Raw genomic sequence first — 15,679 nt, forward strand, 5'->3', positions numbered from 1 at the left:
CTTACTTTCTTTTGATCGTCAGGCAAGCGCATAACGTCGACGGGTTAATTGCCAATTACTCCTCTATAAAAACCCTCTGCCCTCCGCATAGTATTCCCGTATTCCGCCCGCGTGGAAATGATCTCGCGATTCAAACTTGCGGACTTTTCGCGCAAGGCTTTGTTTTCGATGGCTTCGATCAGCGCCGATGCAATGGATTGCGGATCATTAGAGTCGCATAGCAACCCGTTTTCATTCGGCGTGATCCATTCGCGGATGGATTCGAGATCGCCAGCGACGGGGAAGCATCCGCATGCCATGCCTTCGAGCAGGGTGTTCGGCGTGCCGTCGTGAATGGAGGGTGAGACCAGTATCGGCGCGCGGCGATACACATCGGCGATTTGGTTTGATGGTATCAGACCGAGCAGTCTCACTGAGTTCTCGATTCCCAATTCTCTCATCCTCCGAATTGCTTCTTCTTCTCCCGCCATACCGGTGCAAATAAATTTCGCGTTTGGGTGTGTTGCCAGTACAAGAGGGATAGCCCTGAAGAACATGTCGTTCCGCACGTAAGGACGAAACCCGCGCGGGTTCAGGATGATTGGTTCTTCGACGGGTTTCACTGGTGGATAAAACAGATCTGTGTGGATACCGCCGTTGCCTGGCGCGACAAACGTAGATTTCGATGAATCGAAACGCCATTTGACCGCCAGCCGAATATCACGGTGACAATCGGAATGAATTGCGTCTGCGCGTTGCATTGTGCGGCGCGTGTAATAGCGCATGAGCGGGGAGGAGGGCCCGTGCAAGGTGAAATCGTTGCCCCAGGTGGAGACGATTAACCTGTGATCTTGATGCGCTCCGCGAAGATCATGCGGGACTCCTCGGCCGCCGATTGCATATGCGGCAACCATCCCCTCATAGGGAATACGCATGGCGTGGATGAGATCGGGTCGCGCCTCGTCTATGAACGCGCGGAGCTGTTTTGCCGCGCGACGAATCGTCAGCGGACCGAGCCATTGCCGAATGACTGTGCGCAAGCCCAAGGTCCGGGCTGAGGCGGCGCCGGGGCGCTGAGTCGCTTTCTTGAGCCCGCTAAAGGCGACGGGGATGGTCTCCATCCGCTTGATGGGCAAATCCAACGTTGCGGGAAATGTGGAGGCGATATAAACCTCATCGCCGCGCTCGACGAAATGGCGAATCCAATTCAGCGCAATGGGCGAGCGCGCGTCTACCACGAAGAGGATTTTCATGTTTGCGATTATACGTCATTGCCCGAAGCGGCAAGACGGGGTATATTTGCCGGGCATGGACAAAAAGAAGATTTTGGTCGTCGAAGACAACATGGATAATTACGAACTCATCCGCGTGATTCTGGAGCACGGCGGCTATGACGCTTTTCAGGCTGTGACCGGGCGCGATGGCGTGGACGCGGCGCGATTGCAAAAGCCCGACTTGATCCTGATGGATTTGAGCCTGCCCGAGATGGACGGTTGGAACGCGGCGGAACGAATCAAGGCGGACCCTGCCACACAAGATATTCCCATTTACGCGCTCACCGCGCACACCCTGCCGCGCGATCGTTTCCGCGCCATGCAGGCGGGTTGCGACGGCTACTTTACGAAGCCTTTGAATGTGGAAGGCTTTTTGGCTGAAGTGCGCAATGTGTTGGGGAAAAAGAAGAATAAACGCCGTCCGAGGAAATTGATCTTTTAAAAGTTAGGACTTACGCAGTTGAACCTGTTGCGCCGTAGTTGCACTGCGGCGGCGGCAGTACAACTGCCCGCCAACTGCGTAAGTCCTGAAAAGTAACAAATCGGGCGGTTTCGGGTCATGGATGGGATTGTAAAAGTTCGCCGCCCAAAACCGTGTTGTTTGAAAGCCAAACAACCATTTCGAAATCAATTCAAACCAAGAGGTAAACCATGAAACAAATTTGTGTCGTCGGCGTTGGCTATGTGGGGCTGGTCACCGGAGCCTGTTTCGCCGACCTGGGCAACCGCGTGATCGCGTTGGATGTGGACGCGAAACGCATCGAGAATCTCAACAAGGGCATCATGCCGATCTACGAACCCGGGCTGGAGGAACTCGTCAAGCGCAACGTGAAGGCGGGACGTTTGACCTTCACCACCTCGTATGCCGATGCGTTGAAAGGCGCGGAGTTTGCCTTCATCGCCGTCGGGACTCCTGAAGGCGTGGATGGCGCGGCGGATTTGCAATATGTAGAAGTCGCCGCTCGTTCGCTTGCCCAACACATGACTGCCCCGCTGATCGTGATCAACAAATCCACGGTTCCCATCGGGACGGGGGACTGGGTCGCCGATATTGTGAAATCTGCCCAGCCCAAGCCGATCGACTTTGCCGTGGTGTCTTGCCCCGAGTTTCTACGCGAGGGTTCAGCCATCGCCGACTTTATGGCGCCGCACCGCAACGTGATCGGCTCGCTCGATAAAGACGCCGCGAATAAAGTGGCGCAGTTGCATTTGCCGTTGCGCGCCCCTATCGTCATCACCGACTTGCGCACCGCGGAAATGATCAAATACGCCAGCAACGCTTTCCTCGCCGCGAAGATTTCTTTCATCAATGAACTCGCGGACGTGTGTGAAGCCTACGGCGCCGATGTAAAAGAAGTGGCGGCTGGCATGGGGTACGATGCTCGCATCGGGCGTTACTTCCTCGACGCCGGTCTGGGTTGGGGCGGTTCGTGCTTCCCCAAAGATGTGCAAGCGCTCGCGTTCATGGCGAAGCAAAAAGGACTCAACCCGCGCATCCTCAACGATGTGGTGGATGTCAACTACGATCGTCGGCGCGATGTGCCCAAACAAGTGGAAAAATTACTGGGGGGCAACCTGAAAGGCAAAACCGTAGGCATGCTCGGTTTAGCGTTCAAAGAAAACACGGACGATATGCGCGACGCGCCGTCTGTGGATATTTCCAATGAACTGATCGCCGCGGGAGCGAAAGTCCGCGCGTATGACCCGGTGGCGCGCGAATCCGCCGCGCCGCACATGCCCGCTGTCGAAATTGTTTCCGATGTGTACGAAATGGCGAAGGGATGCGACGCGCTCGTTGTCGTCACGCCGTGGAATGAATTCAAACAACTCGATCTAGAGAAAGTCAAAAGCCTGCTCAAATCGCCGGTGATTTACGATGGGCGCAATATCTACGATCCTGCCCGCATGCACGAGATGGGTTTTACCTACCGCGCCATCGGTCGCCCATTCAACAACAACGGACGCGCATGATCCATTCATTGCGAAAGCGTAGTGACGGCTTTATTCGCTTTTTAGCATAACGACTGAAGTCGTTACTACGTTTCTTGATCAAAGATATTCGTCGGGTAGTCGGGTACAATATGCCCCGCTACCCGACTTTGTTCTTAACTACAAGACCAACCAACCAACCAACTAACCAACCAACCAACCAACTAACTAACTAACCAACTAACTAACTAACCAACCAACCAACCAACCAACTAACTAACCAACTAACTAACCAACCAACCAACTAACCAACCAACCAACTAACTAACTAACTAACTAACTAACTAACTAACTAACCAACTAACCAACTAACTAACTACATGCCAAACACTCCTCCCGTCTGTGATTATGAAGGCTCCGACTACCAATCCTCCTTTTGGGATAAGGGCGGACGCGAATACGAAGACCGCGCGGAAGCCATTGCCCTCAAGCGACTCCTCCCTCCACGCGGACGCCTCCTCCTCGAACTTGGGGCTGGCGCGGGCCGCAACACGCCGCGCTATCTCGGCTTCGACCGCGTTGTGCTCCTCGATTATTCGCGCACTCAACTAGAGCAGGCGCAACAGCGGCTCGGCAACTCGGACAAATACATTTACGTCGCGGCGGATGTGTATCGCCTCCCGTTCGTGGATGGCTTGTTCGACGCGGCGACCATGATCCGCGTTTTGCATCACATGGCGGACGCGCCGAAGGCGTTGGGTCAGGTGAGGAATGTATTGGGCGCAAACGGTGTTTTCATTTTGGAATTTGCGAATAAACATAATTTGAAAGCCATTTTGCGGTATTGGCTTGGCAGGCAAACATGGAATCCGTTCACGCTGGAGCCTGTTGAGTTCGTGAAATTGAATTTCGATTTTCATCCGCAGGCAATTCGTCAATGGTTGACCGGGTTGGGTTTTGCCATCGAGAAGATGCTGACCCTTTCTCACTTCCGTATGGGTGTGTTGAAGCGAATCATTCCCGCGAGCATCCTGGTCTTTTTCGATTCAATTCTGCAATGGACAGGCGCGTGGATTCAAATGACGCCTTCGGTGTTTGTGAAGGCTCAATTGAAGACTGGAGATTTGAGATTGGCTGATCTGCCAAGCGATGTGAGATACTACTTCAAATGCCCCAGTTGCGGACATCACCCGCTTGTGGATAAGAAAGAATATCTCGAATGTGGAAACTGCAATAAGAAATGGGGAGTGAAAGATGAGATTTACGATTTTAGAGAGTCGCTCAGTGTATAACGCGAGATGGCAGGCGCAGCGCCAAAACAAACGCGCTCCGTTCGTTGTGAACGGAGCGCGTTGGTTTCCAGTACCGTGAAGGGAAGGCGACAGCGCGACTGACGTAGCGCAAACCGCGCCAAGAACCTGTTTTCGTGACCTGCTGTTACGATTGACTTGTGGACGCTTCCAGTTTTTCCATGCGCCGCGAGCGGATCAACGAAGCCACAATGGAAGTTGTGAGGATGGTTGCGATCACCCCGAGGGAGAGACCGATGGGGATCTTGTAAAAGTCCACGATGAGCATTTTGGCGCCGACGAAGACCAGCACAACCGAAAGCCCAAGCTTGAGGTAGTAGAATTTGTCCACGACGCCCGCAAGCAGAAAGTAGAGCGACCGCAGTCCGAGGATGGCGAACACGTTCGAGGTATATACGATGAAGGCGTTGTCGGTCACCGCAAAGATGGCGGGGATGGAGTCTACGGCGAAGATCAAGTCTGTGCTTTCGACGACTAATAGCACAATGAAAAGCGGCGTTGCGAAGAGTTTTCCCGCGCGGCGGATGAAAAATTTATCGCCTTCGTAAGCGTCGGCAACAGGGAATATCCGTCGGAAGAGTTTGATCACAAAATTCTGATCCGGGATCAATTCGGTTTCCTTGTGCGATGCCATGCGGAAGCCGGTGTAGATGAGAAACGCGCCGAATACGTAGATGATCCAATGGAATTCATGAAGCAGAGCCGCGCCGATGGCAATTAACGTGCCGCGCATAATGAGCGCGCCGATGATGCCCCAGAAGAGAACGCGGTGCTGGTACGCGGCGGGGACTGCAAAAAAGGAAAATAACACCACAAACACAAAGATGTTATCAACACTGAGGGATTTTTCGATCAGATACCCCGCGAGGAAAGCCAACGCGGCTTCGCTGTTTGTGTACGAGCTGGTGGGTGAAATCGTTTGCCAAAAGAAATAGATCCCCAGGTTGAACAATAGCGACAGGCTGATCCACACGACGCTCCAGATCGCCGCTTCTTTGACCGAGACCGCATGTGATTTCCTGTGAAAGATCCCCAAGTCGATGGCGAGCAACGCCAAGACGAAGAGATTAAACCCGACCCAGAGCCATATCGTTCCGTCCATTGTGCATTCTCCTGATAGCCGACCGTGGAAAACAAAAAGCGAGACTCCACAGTCTTGAATGTGGATAGTCTCGCCAGTAGTGCGGATTCTGCACGTACGGCTGGCCGGGAACGTTCGTTCCGTCTTGACGACCAGCCGATGACGTTTATGGGTTGAGTCTGGCGGCAATGTTTCCGCTCGGATCAAACCAGCGTCATGGCTACTCCCTAACTTGCGCCCGATTGTATTGTATTTCTGTGATGAATTCAATCAAAAAATAAACAAACTCTCATTTTCGGCTTTGCAATTTTTTTATGTTTGGCTGGAAAGCGTGTTTTTTTTCGGTATAATCCCGATATCCATGCGCGCCGGCGAATCAAAAATGAAATAGGAGTATGTCGATCACAACGTCTGCGTAAGTTGTGAAGCGCCATCGGACTGTACCGTTCTGCAAATTATCGATCACGCGGAGTTGCCATGACAGATCAACAATCGGGGATGGATGGGGATGTTTTGAAGGCGCGCCGATTCATTGCCTTTATAGGGTTCGCGCTTCTCCTCCTGAGTCAAATCCTGATCGCGTCACAGCCTGTCAATGATCTTGTTGTTTTTCCACCGTTTACGGGCCTGGCTCTAGCGGGCGCAATCTTGTTCCTGGTGGGATTGACACTTCAACCCACAGGGTTTTTGCAAAAGATTTCAACTCATCCTCTGTTTCGCGATCAAGTATTCTGGCGCTTGTTTGCAATAACGCTTTCCGCGCTGGCGGCATACGGCGCGACTCTTTCTCAGAGGAATTACCTGCCTATCATGTCCATTTGGGTCATGGGGGTGATCGGTTACCTGTTCGGGTTTGCGAATGGGGGTGTGTCTGTGGGGACCATCAAGGAAAAAATACGAGAAAACCGCATCGAGATTTTGTTGGCGCTTGCCGTAACGGCCGTTGCTGTCGCCGCGCGTTTTTACAATCTTGGGCAGGTTCCGCGAGTCCTGGATGGCGATGAAGGGTTGGTTGGGCTTGCCGCCCAATCTACGGCTGTGGGAAGGTTATCCAACCCGTTCGCTTTATGGGAAAATTTTGGCGCTCTCTATCTGCAAGTCATCAACATCGCGCTCAGGTCGTTTGGCGCAAATTCCTTTGCATTGCGGCTGGCGCCTGCGATCGGAGGCGTGATAGCCGTTCCCGCGTTATATCTGTTTGCCCGCCAGGTCGGCGGACCCAGAATTGCGTTGATCGCGTCTATTCTGTTGGCGATATCGCATACGCATATCAATTTCAGCCGTATTGCGTCTGTGGCGTATATTCATGGCACCTGGCTTGTGCCGCTTGAATTATATTTCCTCTTAAGCGGGCTCGAAAAACGCCAGGCTTGGCGGACCGCGTTGAGCGGCATTCTGGTGGCGATCCATTTTTCAGTCTATTTGACGGCGCAGGTCATGATTGCGCTTGTGCTGGTCTACATGTTGCTCGCCCTCATTTTTTACCGAGCGTGGTTCAAAACGATCTATCGAGTCGCGCTCGCTTTTTGGGGCGGCTTCTTGATCGCGATCCTGCCGGAAGCGGTTTACATTTCACGCAATACGAACGAATTTCTGAATCGGCTGGCGCAGAATGGAACCTTTCAATCGGGCTGGCTGGATATCACCATCCAAAGCACGGGACAATCGGCGGCGACCATTCTCTTTGGGCGCGTGGTTCACGCCTTTCTGTCGCTTATTTATTACCCGGCGTTCGATTTTTATGGCTCCCCGGCGCCCATGCTAACCGTCGTTTCATCTGTGTTGTTTTTAATCGGCTTGGCTGTCTCCTTATTACGCGCTCGTTCGCGCGAATACCTTCTCCTGAACGGATATTTCTGGGGCGCAACCTTGGCTGTGGGTTTATTTGCCATTCCCCCTTCCGCGGATTCATACCGAATGTTGATGGCGTTTCCCGCGGCGTTGGTCATGTGCGCGATTGGACTGGATCAGATTCTCGCGGTATTTGGGATAGGGTGGCAAAATTCAAAGCAAGCGTACGCGTTCTCTATATCGATAGTCCTTCTCGGCTTGCTCATCCTCAACGCATGGACTTATTTTGGCGATTTTGCGGGCCAGTGTCGTTTTGGAGGAAACCTGGCGGGTCGCTTTGCATCTTATCTGGGGTCATACGTGAAGACCCTCGAGAGCGAGTCTTCGGTGTATTTGCTTAGCGACGGTCAATTTTTTTATGGGAGTCACGCATCCACTGACTTTCTCAGCCAACACAGGCCGATCATCAACCATTCTGATCCGATCGATTCGTTACGCGCGATTCACGGTGAAACGATCATTGCCAACCCGGATCGAATCAAAGAATTGGAAGATTGGGTGCGCCTCCACCCCGGCGGCAAAGTTCATTATGTCTATGATTGCCAAAATACCATCTTGATGGCGTATCAAATTCCCTAGCGAGGAACCTTGGACCCGCGCGAATATGAACTCATGTACCGGGTCGAAGACGAGCATTGGTGGTATCGCGGCATGGCGTCCATCACGCGGACGATGCTTGCCCGTTGGTACGGCGCTTCTTCATCGCTTCGCATCCTCGATGCGGGATGCGGGACCGGTTCAGCCATGACCGCGCTTCTGCCTGCCTATGGTTGCGTGACCGGCGTGGATATTCACCCTCTCGCCTTGCAGTTCTGCCGTAAGAGAGGCATTTCCCGCATCGCTTGCGCCTCAATTCTCGACCTTCCATTTGGTTCGGCGGAATTCGACCTTGTGACCAGCTTCGACGTCCTCTACGAAAAAGCAGTTGATAGCGATCTCGCTGCGCTTCGTGAATTTGCCCGTGTTCTTGTTCCGAATGGGCGCGTGCTTCTACGCCTCCCCGCGTACGATTGGCTGCGCGGGCGGCATGATGAGATGGTGCATACAAAGAAACGATATACCGCCAAAGAGGTCGCCCATTTGCTGGCTGAAGGCGGATTCAAGGTCGAGCACATCACGTTTGCCAATATGTTTTTGTTTCCCCTGGCAGTGTTGAAGCGCATAGGCGAAACACTATTCTCTGCGAGAGAAGGACGATCCGACCTCAACTTGAATGCGGGGATATTCAACACGATCTTCGAGAAAATTCTGACGAGTGAATCAGCCCTCATTGCTAGAAACAGCCTGCCCTTTGGCTTGAGCGTTGTCGCAGTGGGGCGAAAGGGGCAAACCGCGTGACAACGAATCCCGCACAGGGACGAGTGTCCAGCATCAGCGCGGTATTCCCGGCGTATAACGATGGCGGTTCGATCGCGAGCATGATCAGCGCGGCGAGCGTTGCGCTGCGTCAGGTCTCCAATGATTTTGAAATTGTGGTTGTGAATGACGGAAGCGCAGACTACACAACAACCGTCCTGGATGAGATGAGGAATAGATATCCCGAATTGCGTATCATTCATCACCCTGTAAATAAGGGATACGGCGCGGCTCTGCGAAGCGGCTTCAAGGCGGCGACCAAAGATTGGGTTTTTTATACCGACGGCGACTCGCAATACAACCCGCTGGAGTTGCCTCTGCTCGTGAGCGCGCTTCACGAGGGCGCGGATGCCGCGAACGGATACAAACTCAGCCGCAATGATTCAATTCTTCGAACTATCATCGGTCGCGCGTATCACAACCTCGTCAAAATATTTTTCGGTATTCGCATCCGCGATGTGGATTGTGACTTTCGTTTAATTCCCCGCAGGATTCTCAACGAGATCGAATTAGAAAGTGTCAGCGGGGCGATCTGTCTTGAAATGGTCAAGAAGATCGAAGACGCGGGGTATGTGTTCGCCGAAGTCCCCGTCAATCATTACTCGCGCAAGTACGGCGTCTCTCAATTCTTCGTCCCCTGGCGGATCATTCGCTCACTGCGGCAGTTGGCTGGACTGTATTGGAAACTTGTTGTTCAAAAAAGACACAAACGGGTTTGAAGCGCCATGGCGTTTTTGTTCTCAGAGACTGTTTTCTTAAGTCTTAAACCCTGTTCTTTTGTACACGGATTTCACGGAACACACGGAAAAAAGACAGCCTTTTATATGATCCTTCCGTGAAAATCCGTGAAATCCGTGGCGTCCGTGTCTAAAAAAGAAGTTAAGAAACGCTCTCTCAGGCAATTTTTGCGATGTTGAGATGCCACGAGGCAGACTGACTCTCAACCTGGTTGAAAATCAATCGCAAGCGGGGTTATATCCAATCTCCCACCTCCACCTAGAATTTCATACTAACAATCGTTATACTGCCGCAATGACTCAACATAGGAAGTGCGGCGCGTTTATTCCCTTTCAACATGTTCCCATATCGCGCTTCATTTATCTTTTATTGCCTCTCCTCCTGTTCTTCGCGTTCACCCTCCCCGCCCGCGCCCAAACCACTCCCGTCTGGGATTCTGCCCAGCGGATGCGCGACCTCGCCTTTCAAGCCCAAAGCGAGTTGTATGCCGCCGCGCGCGCCAGCGACCCCGCCGCCAATTATCAGACCGCCGCGAGTTTGCTCGACCAAGCCGCAGAAATTTACGCGACGAGTCTACAACCCGCGTATCAAAAATCCGCGCCAGAAGCCGACGCGCTGGTTTTGAATTCTTTGACTCGCGCGCGAACCGCCGCGCTGGATGGCAACGCCGCCGCCTTAGCCGCCGCGCGCGGACGCCTCTGGACCGCCCTTTTGCAGGGTAGCCAAACTTTGACTTTAGCCACGCTGACGGCGGGCGACTCTGCCGCCGCCGCTGAATGGCTGAAATTGCGCGAATACCGCTCCGCCACGCGCGTCAACACGGTGGACGATCCGTCGGCGCAGGCGCTTGCCGAAGTGGCGCAGAATCAACTGTCGGCGGGGGATGCGGCGGATATCATCGCCAACGATCTGCGCGACTCCTACTTCTTCCGCCTGCGCGATGCGTTGACTCAAATCGAAGATGCGGTTGAGAAAAAATTCCCCACCCGCGCCGCCGAATGGGCGGGGCAGTCGGCGGGATATTTCTCCATCCTGCAAGCGGATATGCGCGAGAAGCTCGGCGCGGACGAAACCGCCGCGTTGCAAGATTCTTTTGCCGCGCTCGAAGCCGCCGCGTTGAACGAAGATTGGGCGGAAGTCAAAACGCAAGCGGACGGCATTCATGCGGCGCTGACGAATTATCAGCCCGTTGAACTCACGCCCGCCGAAATTTCCAAACGCGGACAACTGCTGTATCTCTTCACCAATCTCATTTACGTCGAATACAAGAACGGCGTGCGCGATGGGAAGATCACAGTCGCCATCGAATATCAGGAAGCGATCACCTTTCGCGCCCAGGCGCAAACGGTCTTTGAAGACGTGCGCCCGTCCATTGCCGCTGTGGACCCGAACGCCGCCGCGCGGCTTGAAGCGATCTTGAGCGAACTCAATACGACGATCCTCAATTATGGCGAACCGAACGACGTGAAAGTTTTGGTGGATGAAGCGCTGGGGATTATCGAATCCACGTTGAAGGTCAGCGCGGACGCGACCGATACCTCCGCGGCGTTCACCATTTTGAATACACTGCTCAATGAAATGCTGACCTCCGCCCGCGCGGGAAATTACGCCGACGCGGAACGCGCGCGCATCGAAGCCTACGCCATTTACGAAAGCGGACCCGAACAACGGCTGGCGCATCGCGCTCCCGTCCTTTCGCGCGAGCTCGAAGGCTTGTTTTGGGAAGGCACAGAAGGGCAGAAGGGCTTGTCCACGCTGATCGCCGATCAAGCCCCCGCCGAGGAAATTGCCGCCAGCGTGAACCAGCTCAACGTCAAGTTGAACGAAGCGCAGGATTTTCTCTCCGTCGGCATGAGCGGATTTTTAGCCGTCGTCAACAGCATGGTCATCATCCTGCGCGAAGGTTTGGAAGCGGTGCTGATCCTCGGCGCGATCCTCGGTTATTTGAGCGCCACCAACAGCCCGCGCAAATTCAGCGCGTGGGTTTATGCGGGCGTCGCCGCCGCGATCGCGTTGAGCCTCCTCATCTGGTGGGCGGCGCAAAGCTTCATCACCATCACCGTCGCGCAACGCGAAGTGATCGAAGGCGCCTCCAGTTTGCTGGCGGTGGTCGTGTTGTTTTACGTCACCAACTGGCTGTTTGAAAAAGTGTACGTGGTGGATTGGATCGCCTACGTCAAAGCGCAGGTGGGCAAGGCGCTCAACACGGGTTCGGCGCTGGCGTTGGCGGGCTTGGGCTTCACCGTCGTTTTCCGCGAAGGCTTTGAAACTGTTTTGTTTTATCAAGCCCTCGCCTTCGACGCGCCCGCCAGTTCGATCTTGCTCGGCTTCGTCATTGGCGCGGTCGTCATCTTCGCCGTCGCGTATGCGATTTTGAAATTGAGCAAACGCCTGCCGCTCAAACCGTTCTTCACCGTCACAGGTTTATTGCTGATGATGCTGGCGTTCAACCTGACGGGCGCGGGCGTGCGCGGTTTGCAGGAGGCGGGTCTCGTCGCCGCGCATTTGCTGACGTGGATTCCCGAAAACTTGATCCTGATGGAACTCTTCGGCGTGTACCCCACGCTCGAAACCACGCTCGCGCAAATTTTATTTTTGCTATTGCTGATCGCTACATTCAGTTACAGTCTATGGCGCAAGAAAAAGAAAGACACCCTCATCACACAACCCAAAGGAGTTTCGTAAGACATGCAGAAAAATTGGATCACATCCCTGACAGGGATTCTGACCCTCAGCCTGATTCTCTCCGCGTGCGCGACGCCTCAAGCCGCGCCGACAGTTGATTCGGCTTCGACAGAACCCGCCGCCGCCCAAGCCGACCTCAGCGCAGTGAAAGCCTACGCGGTGGATCAGGCGTCCCGTATGCAAGAAGCGACGGCGTCCCTGCGCGCGGGCGCGGAAAAATATTACGCCGCCATCGCCCAAATCAAAGCGGACCATCCCGATGCGAATCCCTACGAATATTTGTGGGCGAATCATGCCGAAGCCGCGAAAACCCTGCTCGATAAAATGCGCGCCGACTGGCTCGAAGCGCACACGCATTACGAATTGAATGAAGGCATCATCGCAGGCGTGCCTGCGCTTGCCTATTACGACGGCTGGCTGGACGCGGGTGCGCCCGCCTCTGAAGACCCCGAAGCGATTCAATGGACGTTGAAACTTGCCGATGGCACAACGCTCGAAAGCCCTGGCAACTTCTTCCACACGCTCACCGAACCCATCTTGTATGGCACGGTTGAAAAATACGTCGGGCTGGCTGTGGATTTGAACGGCGACGGAAGCCTCGGTTTGGGCGAAGCCCTGCCCGAAGCGGAAATTTTGCTCGGCGCGACGCAAGGTTTGGATAGCGCCGCGCAACAAACACTGGACGCCATCAAAGCCTGGGAGCCGACTCTCGAAGACGCTTTCATGGCGATGGTCACGATGATCCCGACCATGAACGAATATTTTGAACAATGGAAGTTATCCACCTTCGTCTCTGGCAACAACTTTGAAGGGACGGGCTTCATCGCCGCCAGCCGCCTGTTGGATGTGACGGGCATTTTGCAAGGCTTGGACTTGACGTATGATAACATCCGCCCCATCGTCGCCAACGCCGACGCCAGCCTCGACACGCAAATTGACGCGGGCTTCACCGATCTGGTGACCTACGTCAACAACTTGTATGATAAAGAAAAGGCTGGCACAGTCTTCTCGCCTGAAGAAGCCGACGCCTTCGGCACGGAAGCGCAGGATAAAGCCACCGCCCTCGCCGCGCTCGTCGCGCAAGCCGCCGCCAAAGCGAACATTGCGCTCAACCTCGAAGCGGAAGGCTGGGCGCCCGACGCGCCGCCTGTTATCGAAGTCACTGTCCCCGCCCCCGCGGCGATAGAATGATTCACCTTACGCAGTACGGCAAGATTTATCTTGCCATTCACCCGTTTTTCCTCAGAGTAGGTCGCAAAGTGAACTTTGCGGTACGGAACATCGCGTAAGGCGATTGAATAATTTTCGCAGAACGTCCCGAAGGCTTTTGCACATCAAACCGCCTTCTTCCTAAGCCTTCGGGACGTTGAATCTCGCTCTTCTGTTTTGTGGTAAATTTTTATGATTACAAACGCAACCGCCAAATCCCGAACTTCCGCCCGCATCTCTCCCGCCGTGAAAGCCGTGCGCGATTATCTCCTGCCGTTCATGGTCTGTTTCGCCATCGCCCTCGTCAGCGGGTTGTTCTATTACCTCGTCCCGCGCTCGTGGAATTGGCGCGCCTCGCAAGCCGCGTTATGGATTCACCTGATCACTGGCATTCTTGGATTCTTTTATTTAATCCCGTATGTATTATCGCATTACAAGAAGAAGGGCGAATTGGCGATCAACCTGATCTTCGTCTGGCGCGCCTTTCGCCGCAACGAAAACGAATCGGACTGGGCGTATCATCAGCGCGTCTACGGTCACATCCTCAACTGGCTGATGGCTTGGCTCGGTCTGAGCGGATTCATCCTCCTCATCCCCAGCATTCTGTGGATGAGCGGCGTGGTCTGGATGGCGGGCTACTCCGCGTATCTCATTATGAACACCGCGCATTTGGGGCTGGCGTTGCTGGCGTTGGCGTTCATCGGCTTTCACGTTGCCCGCCGCAGGAAACGCATCAACCCGCAATGAGCAAGCCGATTCGATTTCTCGTCGTTGGGGGCGCGCTCACCCTGATCGCGTTTTTATTCGCCACATTCCTCCTGCCCAAACCGCAAGGCACGGGGTTGACTGCGGGCGAAGATATTCCGTTTTATTCCATGCCCTGGAACGATAATCCCTTCGCGCCTGGCAACCTGCAAACCGCCGACGGCAAAATGCTCGACGCGAAAAACATCCCCACCGCCGAGTTCTGCGCCCAATGCCACGACAAGGAATACCGCGAGTGGGTCAGTTCCATTCACTCGGTCACAGGTCCCGATATTCTGTACGAAACCGCCATCAGCAACAACGAAGTGGCGCACAAGAACCGCCTCGGCACGGAGAAAATTCGCTGGTGCGATTCGTGTCACGAACCCGTCAATTTGCTGATGGGCGAAATTAATCCGCTGGCGGTCGTCGGTCCCAGCGAAGCGACTGCCGAAGGCACAACCTGCATCATCTGTCACACCGCCGTCAAAGCCGACCCGCTGGCGGGCAACGGCGCGCTCACGCTCGATATCAACAACCTCAACAATTACAACGACGCGCTCATCATGGCGGCGCCCGCCGAACACGCCCGCAGTATGCAAGCCAAAACGCACAACCCGCTCATGGGCAGTTCCGATTTTTGCGGCGCGTGTCACACCGAAATTCGCCCCGTCGAAATCAACGGCGGCGAACCCATGCACTTGCAAAACACCTACGAAGAATGGCAGAAGAGCGAATACGCCGAGAAAAACATCCAATGTCAGGATTGCCACATGCACCCTGATCCAGCGGCGTATATCTCCCAGTTAAACGAAACAGGTCAGGTTCCCGAACGAATCGTTTCGCATCGCTTTGTCGGCGTGAATTATCTGCTCACCAATTCCAACCTCCCATCCAATCTGGTGACGTTTCTGCGCGGCGGACTTCCGCCTGGCGATATTTCGACGGACGAATGGAAAGCGGATTTGCTCGAACAAAACCGCCTCATTCTTGACCTGTTGCAGTCGGCGGCGACTTTGAGCGTTTCGGCGCCTGAGAGCGTTTCCCCCAATGCCACAGCGAATCTCAACGTCACCATCGCCAACACGGGCGCGGGACACAACCTGCCCACAGGCGCGCTCGACCAGCGTCACATCTGGCTCGAAGTCAAAGTGACCGACGCGGCGGGCAGTATCATTTATCACAGCGGCTGGTTCAACGATAAGACAGGACAGATAGATCCCAACGCCGTCATTTACATCAAAGTCCTCAAAGATAAAAACGGCGCAGTTATCAATGAGCATATCCTCTTCAACGCCGAATCCTACACCTACACCCGCGACCCCATCCCCGCCAACGCCAGCGACACGATTCCCTACGCCATCCCCATCCCCGCCTCGGCGCAAGGTCCGCTGACGGTGGAGACTACGCTCTGGTATCGCCTCGCCCTGCAAGAGTTCGTGACGTACAGCCTGAATCTGGACGTGATCATTCCGCCCGTACTGCTGGAGCGGACGAGCGTGGAGATTGGGATTAAGTGATCA

Annotated in this window: 12 protein-coding genes and 1 pseudogene; 11 read left to right on the forward strand and 2 right to left on the reverse strand. The window is 54.4% G+C overall.

The features are described from left to right. Nucleotides 1–44: 44 nt before the first annotated feature. Complete coding sequence (locus IPM31_09660; GenBank protein MBK9007244.1) at nt 45–1,232, reverse strand: glycosyltransferase family 4 protein; 1,188 nt, start codon at nt 1,230–1,232, stop codon at nt 45–47. A 55-nt stretch (nt 1,233–1,287) separates the two neighbouring features. Here IPM31_09660 and IPM31_09665 point away from each other — a divergent pair, with 55 nt between their 5' ends. From IPM31_09665 to IPM31_09680, 4 genes and pseudogenes are all read left to right on the forward strand, one after another. After that, complete coding sequence (locus IPM31_09665) at nt 1,288–1,695, forward strand: response regulator (protein ID MBK9007245.1); 408 nt, start codon at nt 1,288–1,290, stop codon at nt 1,693–1,695. A 209-nt stretch (nt 1,696–1,904) separates the two neighbouring features. Beyond that, a complete protein-coding gene (locus IPM31_09670; protein MBK9007246.1) occupies nt 1,905–3,224 on the forward strand; it encodes a UDP-glucose/GDP-mannose dehydrogenase family protein in 1,320 nt (439 codons plus the stop codon). A 110-nt stretch (nt 3,225–3,334) separates the two neighbouring features. Next, a pseudogene (locus tag IPM31_09675) lies at nt 3,335–3,487 on the forward strand (PT domain-containing protein). A 75-nt stretch (nt 3,488–3,562) separates the two neighbouring features. Continuing rightward, complete coding sequence (locus tag IPM31_09680) at nt 3,563–4,474, forward strand: class I SAM-dependent methyltransferase (GenBank protein MBK9007247.1); 912 nt, start codon at nt 3,563–3,565, stop codon at nt 4,472–4,474. A gap of 145 nt (nt 4,475–4,619) precedes the next feature. On the opposite strand, the gene IPM31_09685 is transcribed toward IPM31_09680, so the two are convergent. Continuing rightward, nucleotides 4,620–5,594, reverse strand: coding sequence for a TerC family protein (locus IPM31_09685; GenBank protein ID MBK9007248.1), 975 nt, complete (start codon nt 5,592–5,594; stop codon nt 4,620–4,622). Between the two features lie 456 nt (nt 5,595–6,050). Between IPM31_09685 and IPM31_09690 the strand changes: the two genes are divergently transcribed. From IPM31_09690 to IPM31_09720, 7 genes are all read left to right on the forward strand, one after another. After that, entirely contained in the window at nt 6,051–8,003 is a 1,953-nt protein-coding gene (locus IPM31_09690; GenBank protein ID MBK9007249.1) for a glycosyltransferase family 39 protein, read from the forward strand. Nucleotides 8,004–8,012: 9 nt separating this feature from the next. Then, nucleotides 8,013–8,762 carry a methyltransferase domain-containing protein gene (locus IPM31_09695; GenBank protein MBK9007250.1) on the forward strand — a complete coding sequence of 250 codons (750 nt, stop codon included), beginning with the start codon at nt 8,013–8,015 and terminating at the stop codon, nt 8,760–8,762. Nucleotides 8,763–8,785: 23 nt separating this feature from the next. After that, entirely contained in the window at nt 8,786–9,499 is a 714-nt protein-coding gene (locus IPM31_09700; GenBank protein ID MBK9007251.1) for a glycosyltransferase family 2 protein, read from the forward strand. 313 nt (nt 9,500–9,812) lie between these two features. After that, nucleotides 9,813–12,203, forward strand: coding sequence for an FTR1 family iron permease (locus tag IPM31_09705; protein MBK9007252.1), 2,391 nt, complete (start codon nt 9,813–9,815; stop codon nt 12,201–12,203). 3 nt (nt 12,204–12,206) lie between these two features. Next, nucleotides 12,207–13,394, forward strand: a complete 1,188-nt coding sequence (locus IPM31_09710) for a hypothetical protein (protein MBK9007253.1) — start codon at nt 12,207–12,209, stop codon at nt 13,392–13,394. A gap of 210 nt (nt 13,395–13,604) precedes the next feature. Further along, on the forward strand, nt 13,605–14,159 hold the full coding sequence (locus tag IPM31_09715; protein MBK9007254.1) for a hypothetical protein: 555 nt from the start codon (nt 13,605–13,607) through the stop codon (nt 14,157–14,159). Continuing rightward, nucleotides 14,156–15,676, forward strand: coding sequence for a hypothetical protein (locus IPM31_09720; GenBank protein ID MBK9007255.1), 1,521 nt, complete (start codon nt 14,156–14,158; stop codon nt 15,674–15,676). The genes IPM31_09715 and IPM31_09720 overlap by 4 nt, the downstream gene beginning before the upstream one ends. Nucleotides 15,677–15,679: the final 3 nt, after the last annotated feature.

The organism is Candidatus Defluviilinea gracilis, from assembly GCA_016716235.1.
Taxonomy (GTDB): domain Bacteria; phylum Chloroflexota; class Anaerolineae; order Anaerolineales; family Villigracilaceae; genus Defluviilinea; species Defluviilinea gracilis.

Coding starts and splice junctions, on each gene's coding strand:
- IPM31_09690 (MBK9007249.1), top strand. CDS start 6,051: ATGACAGATCAACAATCGGGGATGGATGGGGATGTTTTGAAGGCGCGC.
- IPM31_09705 (MBK9007252.1), top strand. CDS start 9,813: ATGACTCAACATAGGAAGTGCGGCGCGTTTATTCCCTTTCAACATGTT.
- IPM31_09670 (MBK9007246.1), top strand. CDS start 1,905: ATGAAACAAATTTGTGTCGTCGGCGTTGGCTATGTGGGGCTGGTCACC.
- IPM31_09665 (MBK9007245.1), top strand. CDS start 1,288: ATGGACAAAAAGAAGATTTTGGTCGTCGAAGACAACATGGATAATTAC.
- IPM31_09715 (MBK9007254.1), top strand. CDS start 13,605: ATGATTACAAACGCAACCGCCAAATCCCGAACTTCCGCCCGCATCTCT.
- IPM31_09710 (MBK9007253.1), top strand. CDS start 12,207: ATGCAGAAAAATTGGATCACATCCCTGACAGGGATTCTGACCCTCAGC.
- IPM31_09680 (MBK9007247.1), top strand. CDS start 3,563: ATGCCAAACACTCCTCCCGTCTGTGATTATGAAGGCTCCGACTACCAA.
- IPM31_09685 (MBK9007248.1), bottom strand. CDS start 5,594: ATGGACGGAACGATATGGCTCTGGGTCGGGTTTAATCTCTTCGTCTTG.
- IPM31_09720 (MBK9007255.1), top strand. CDS start 14,156: ATGAGCAAGCCGATTCGATTTCTCGTCGTTGGGGGCGCGCTCACCCTG.
- IPM31_09660 (MBK9007244.1), bottom strand. CDS start 1,232: ATGAAAATCCTCTTCGTGGTAGACGCGCGCTCGCCCATTGCGCTGAAT.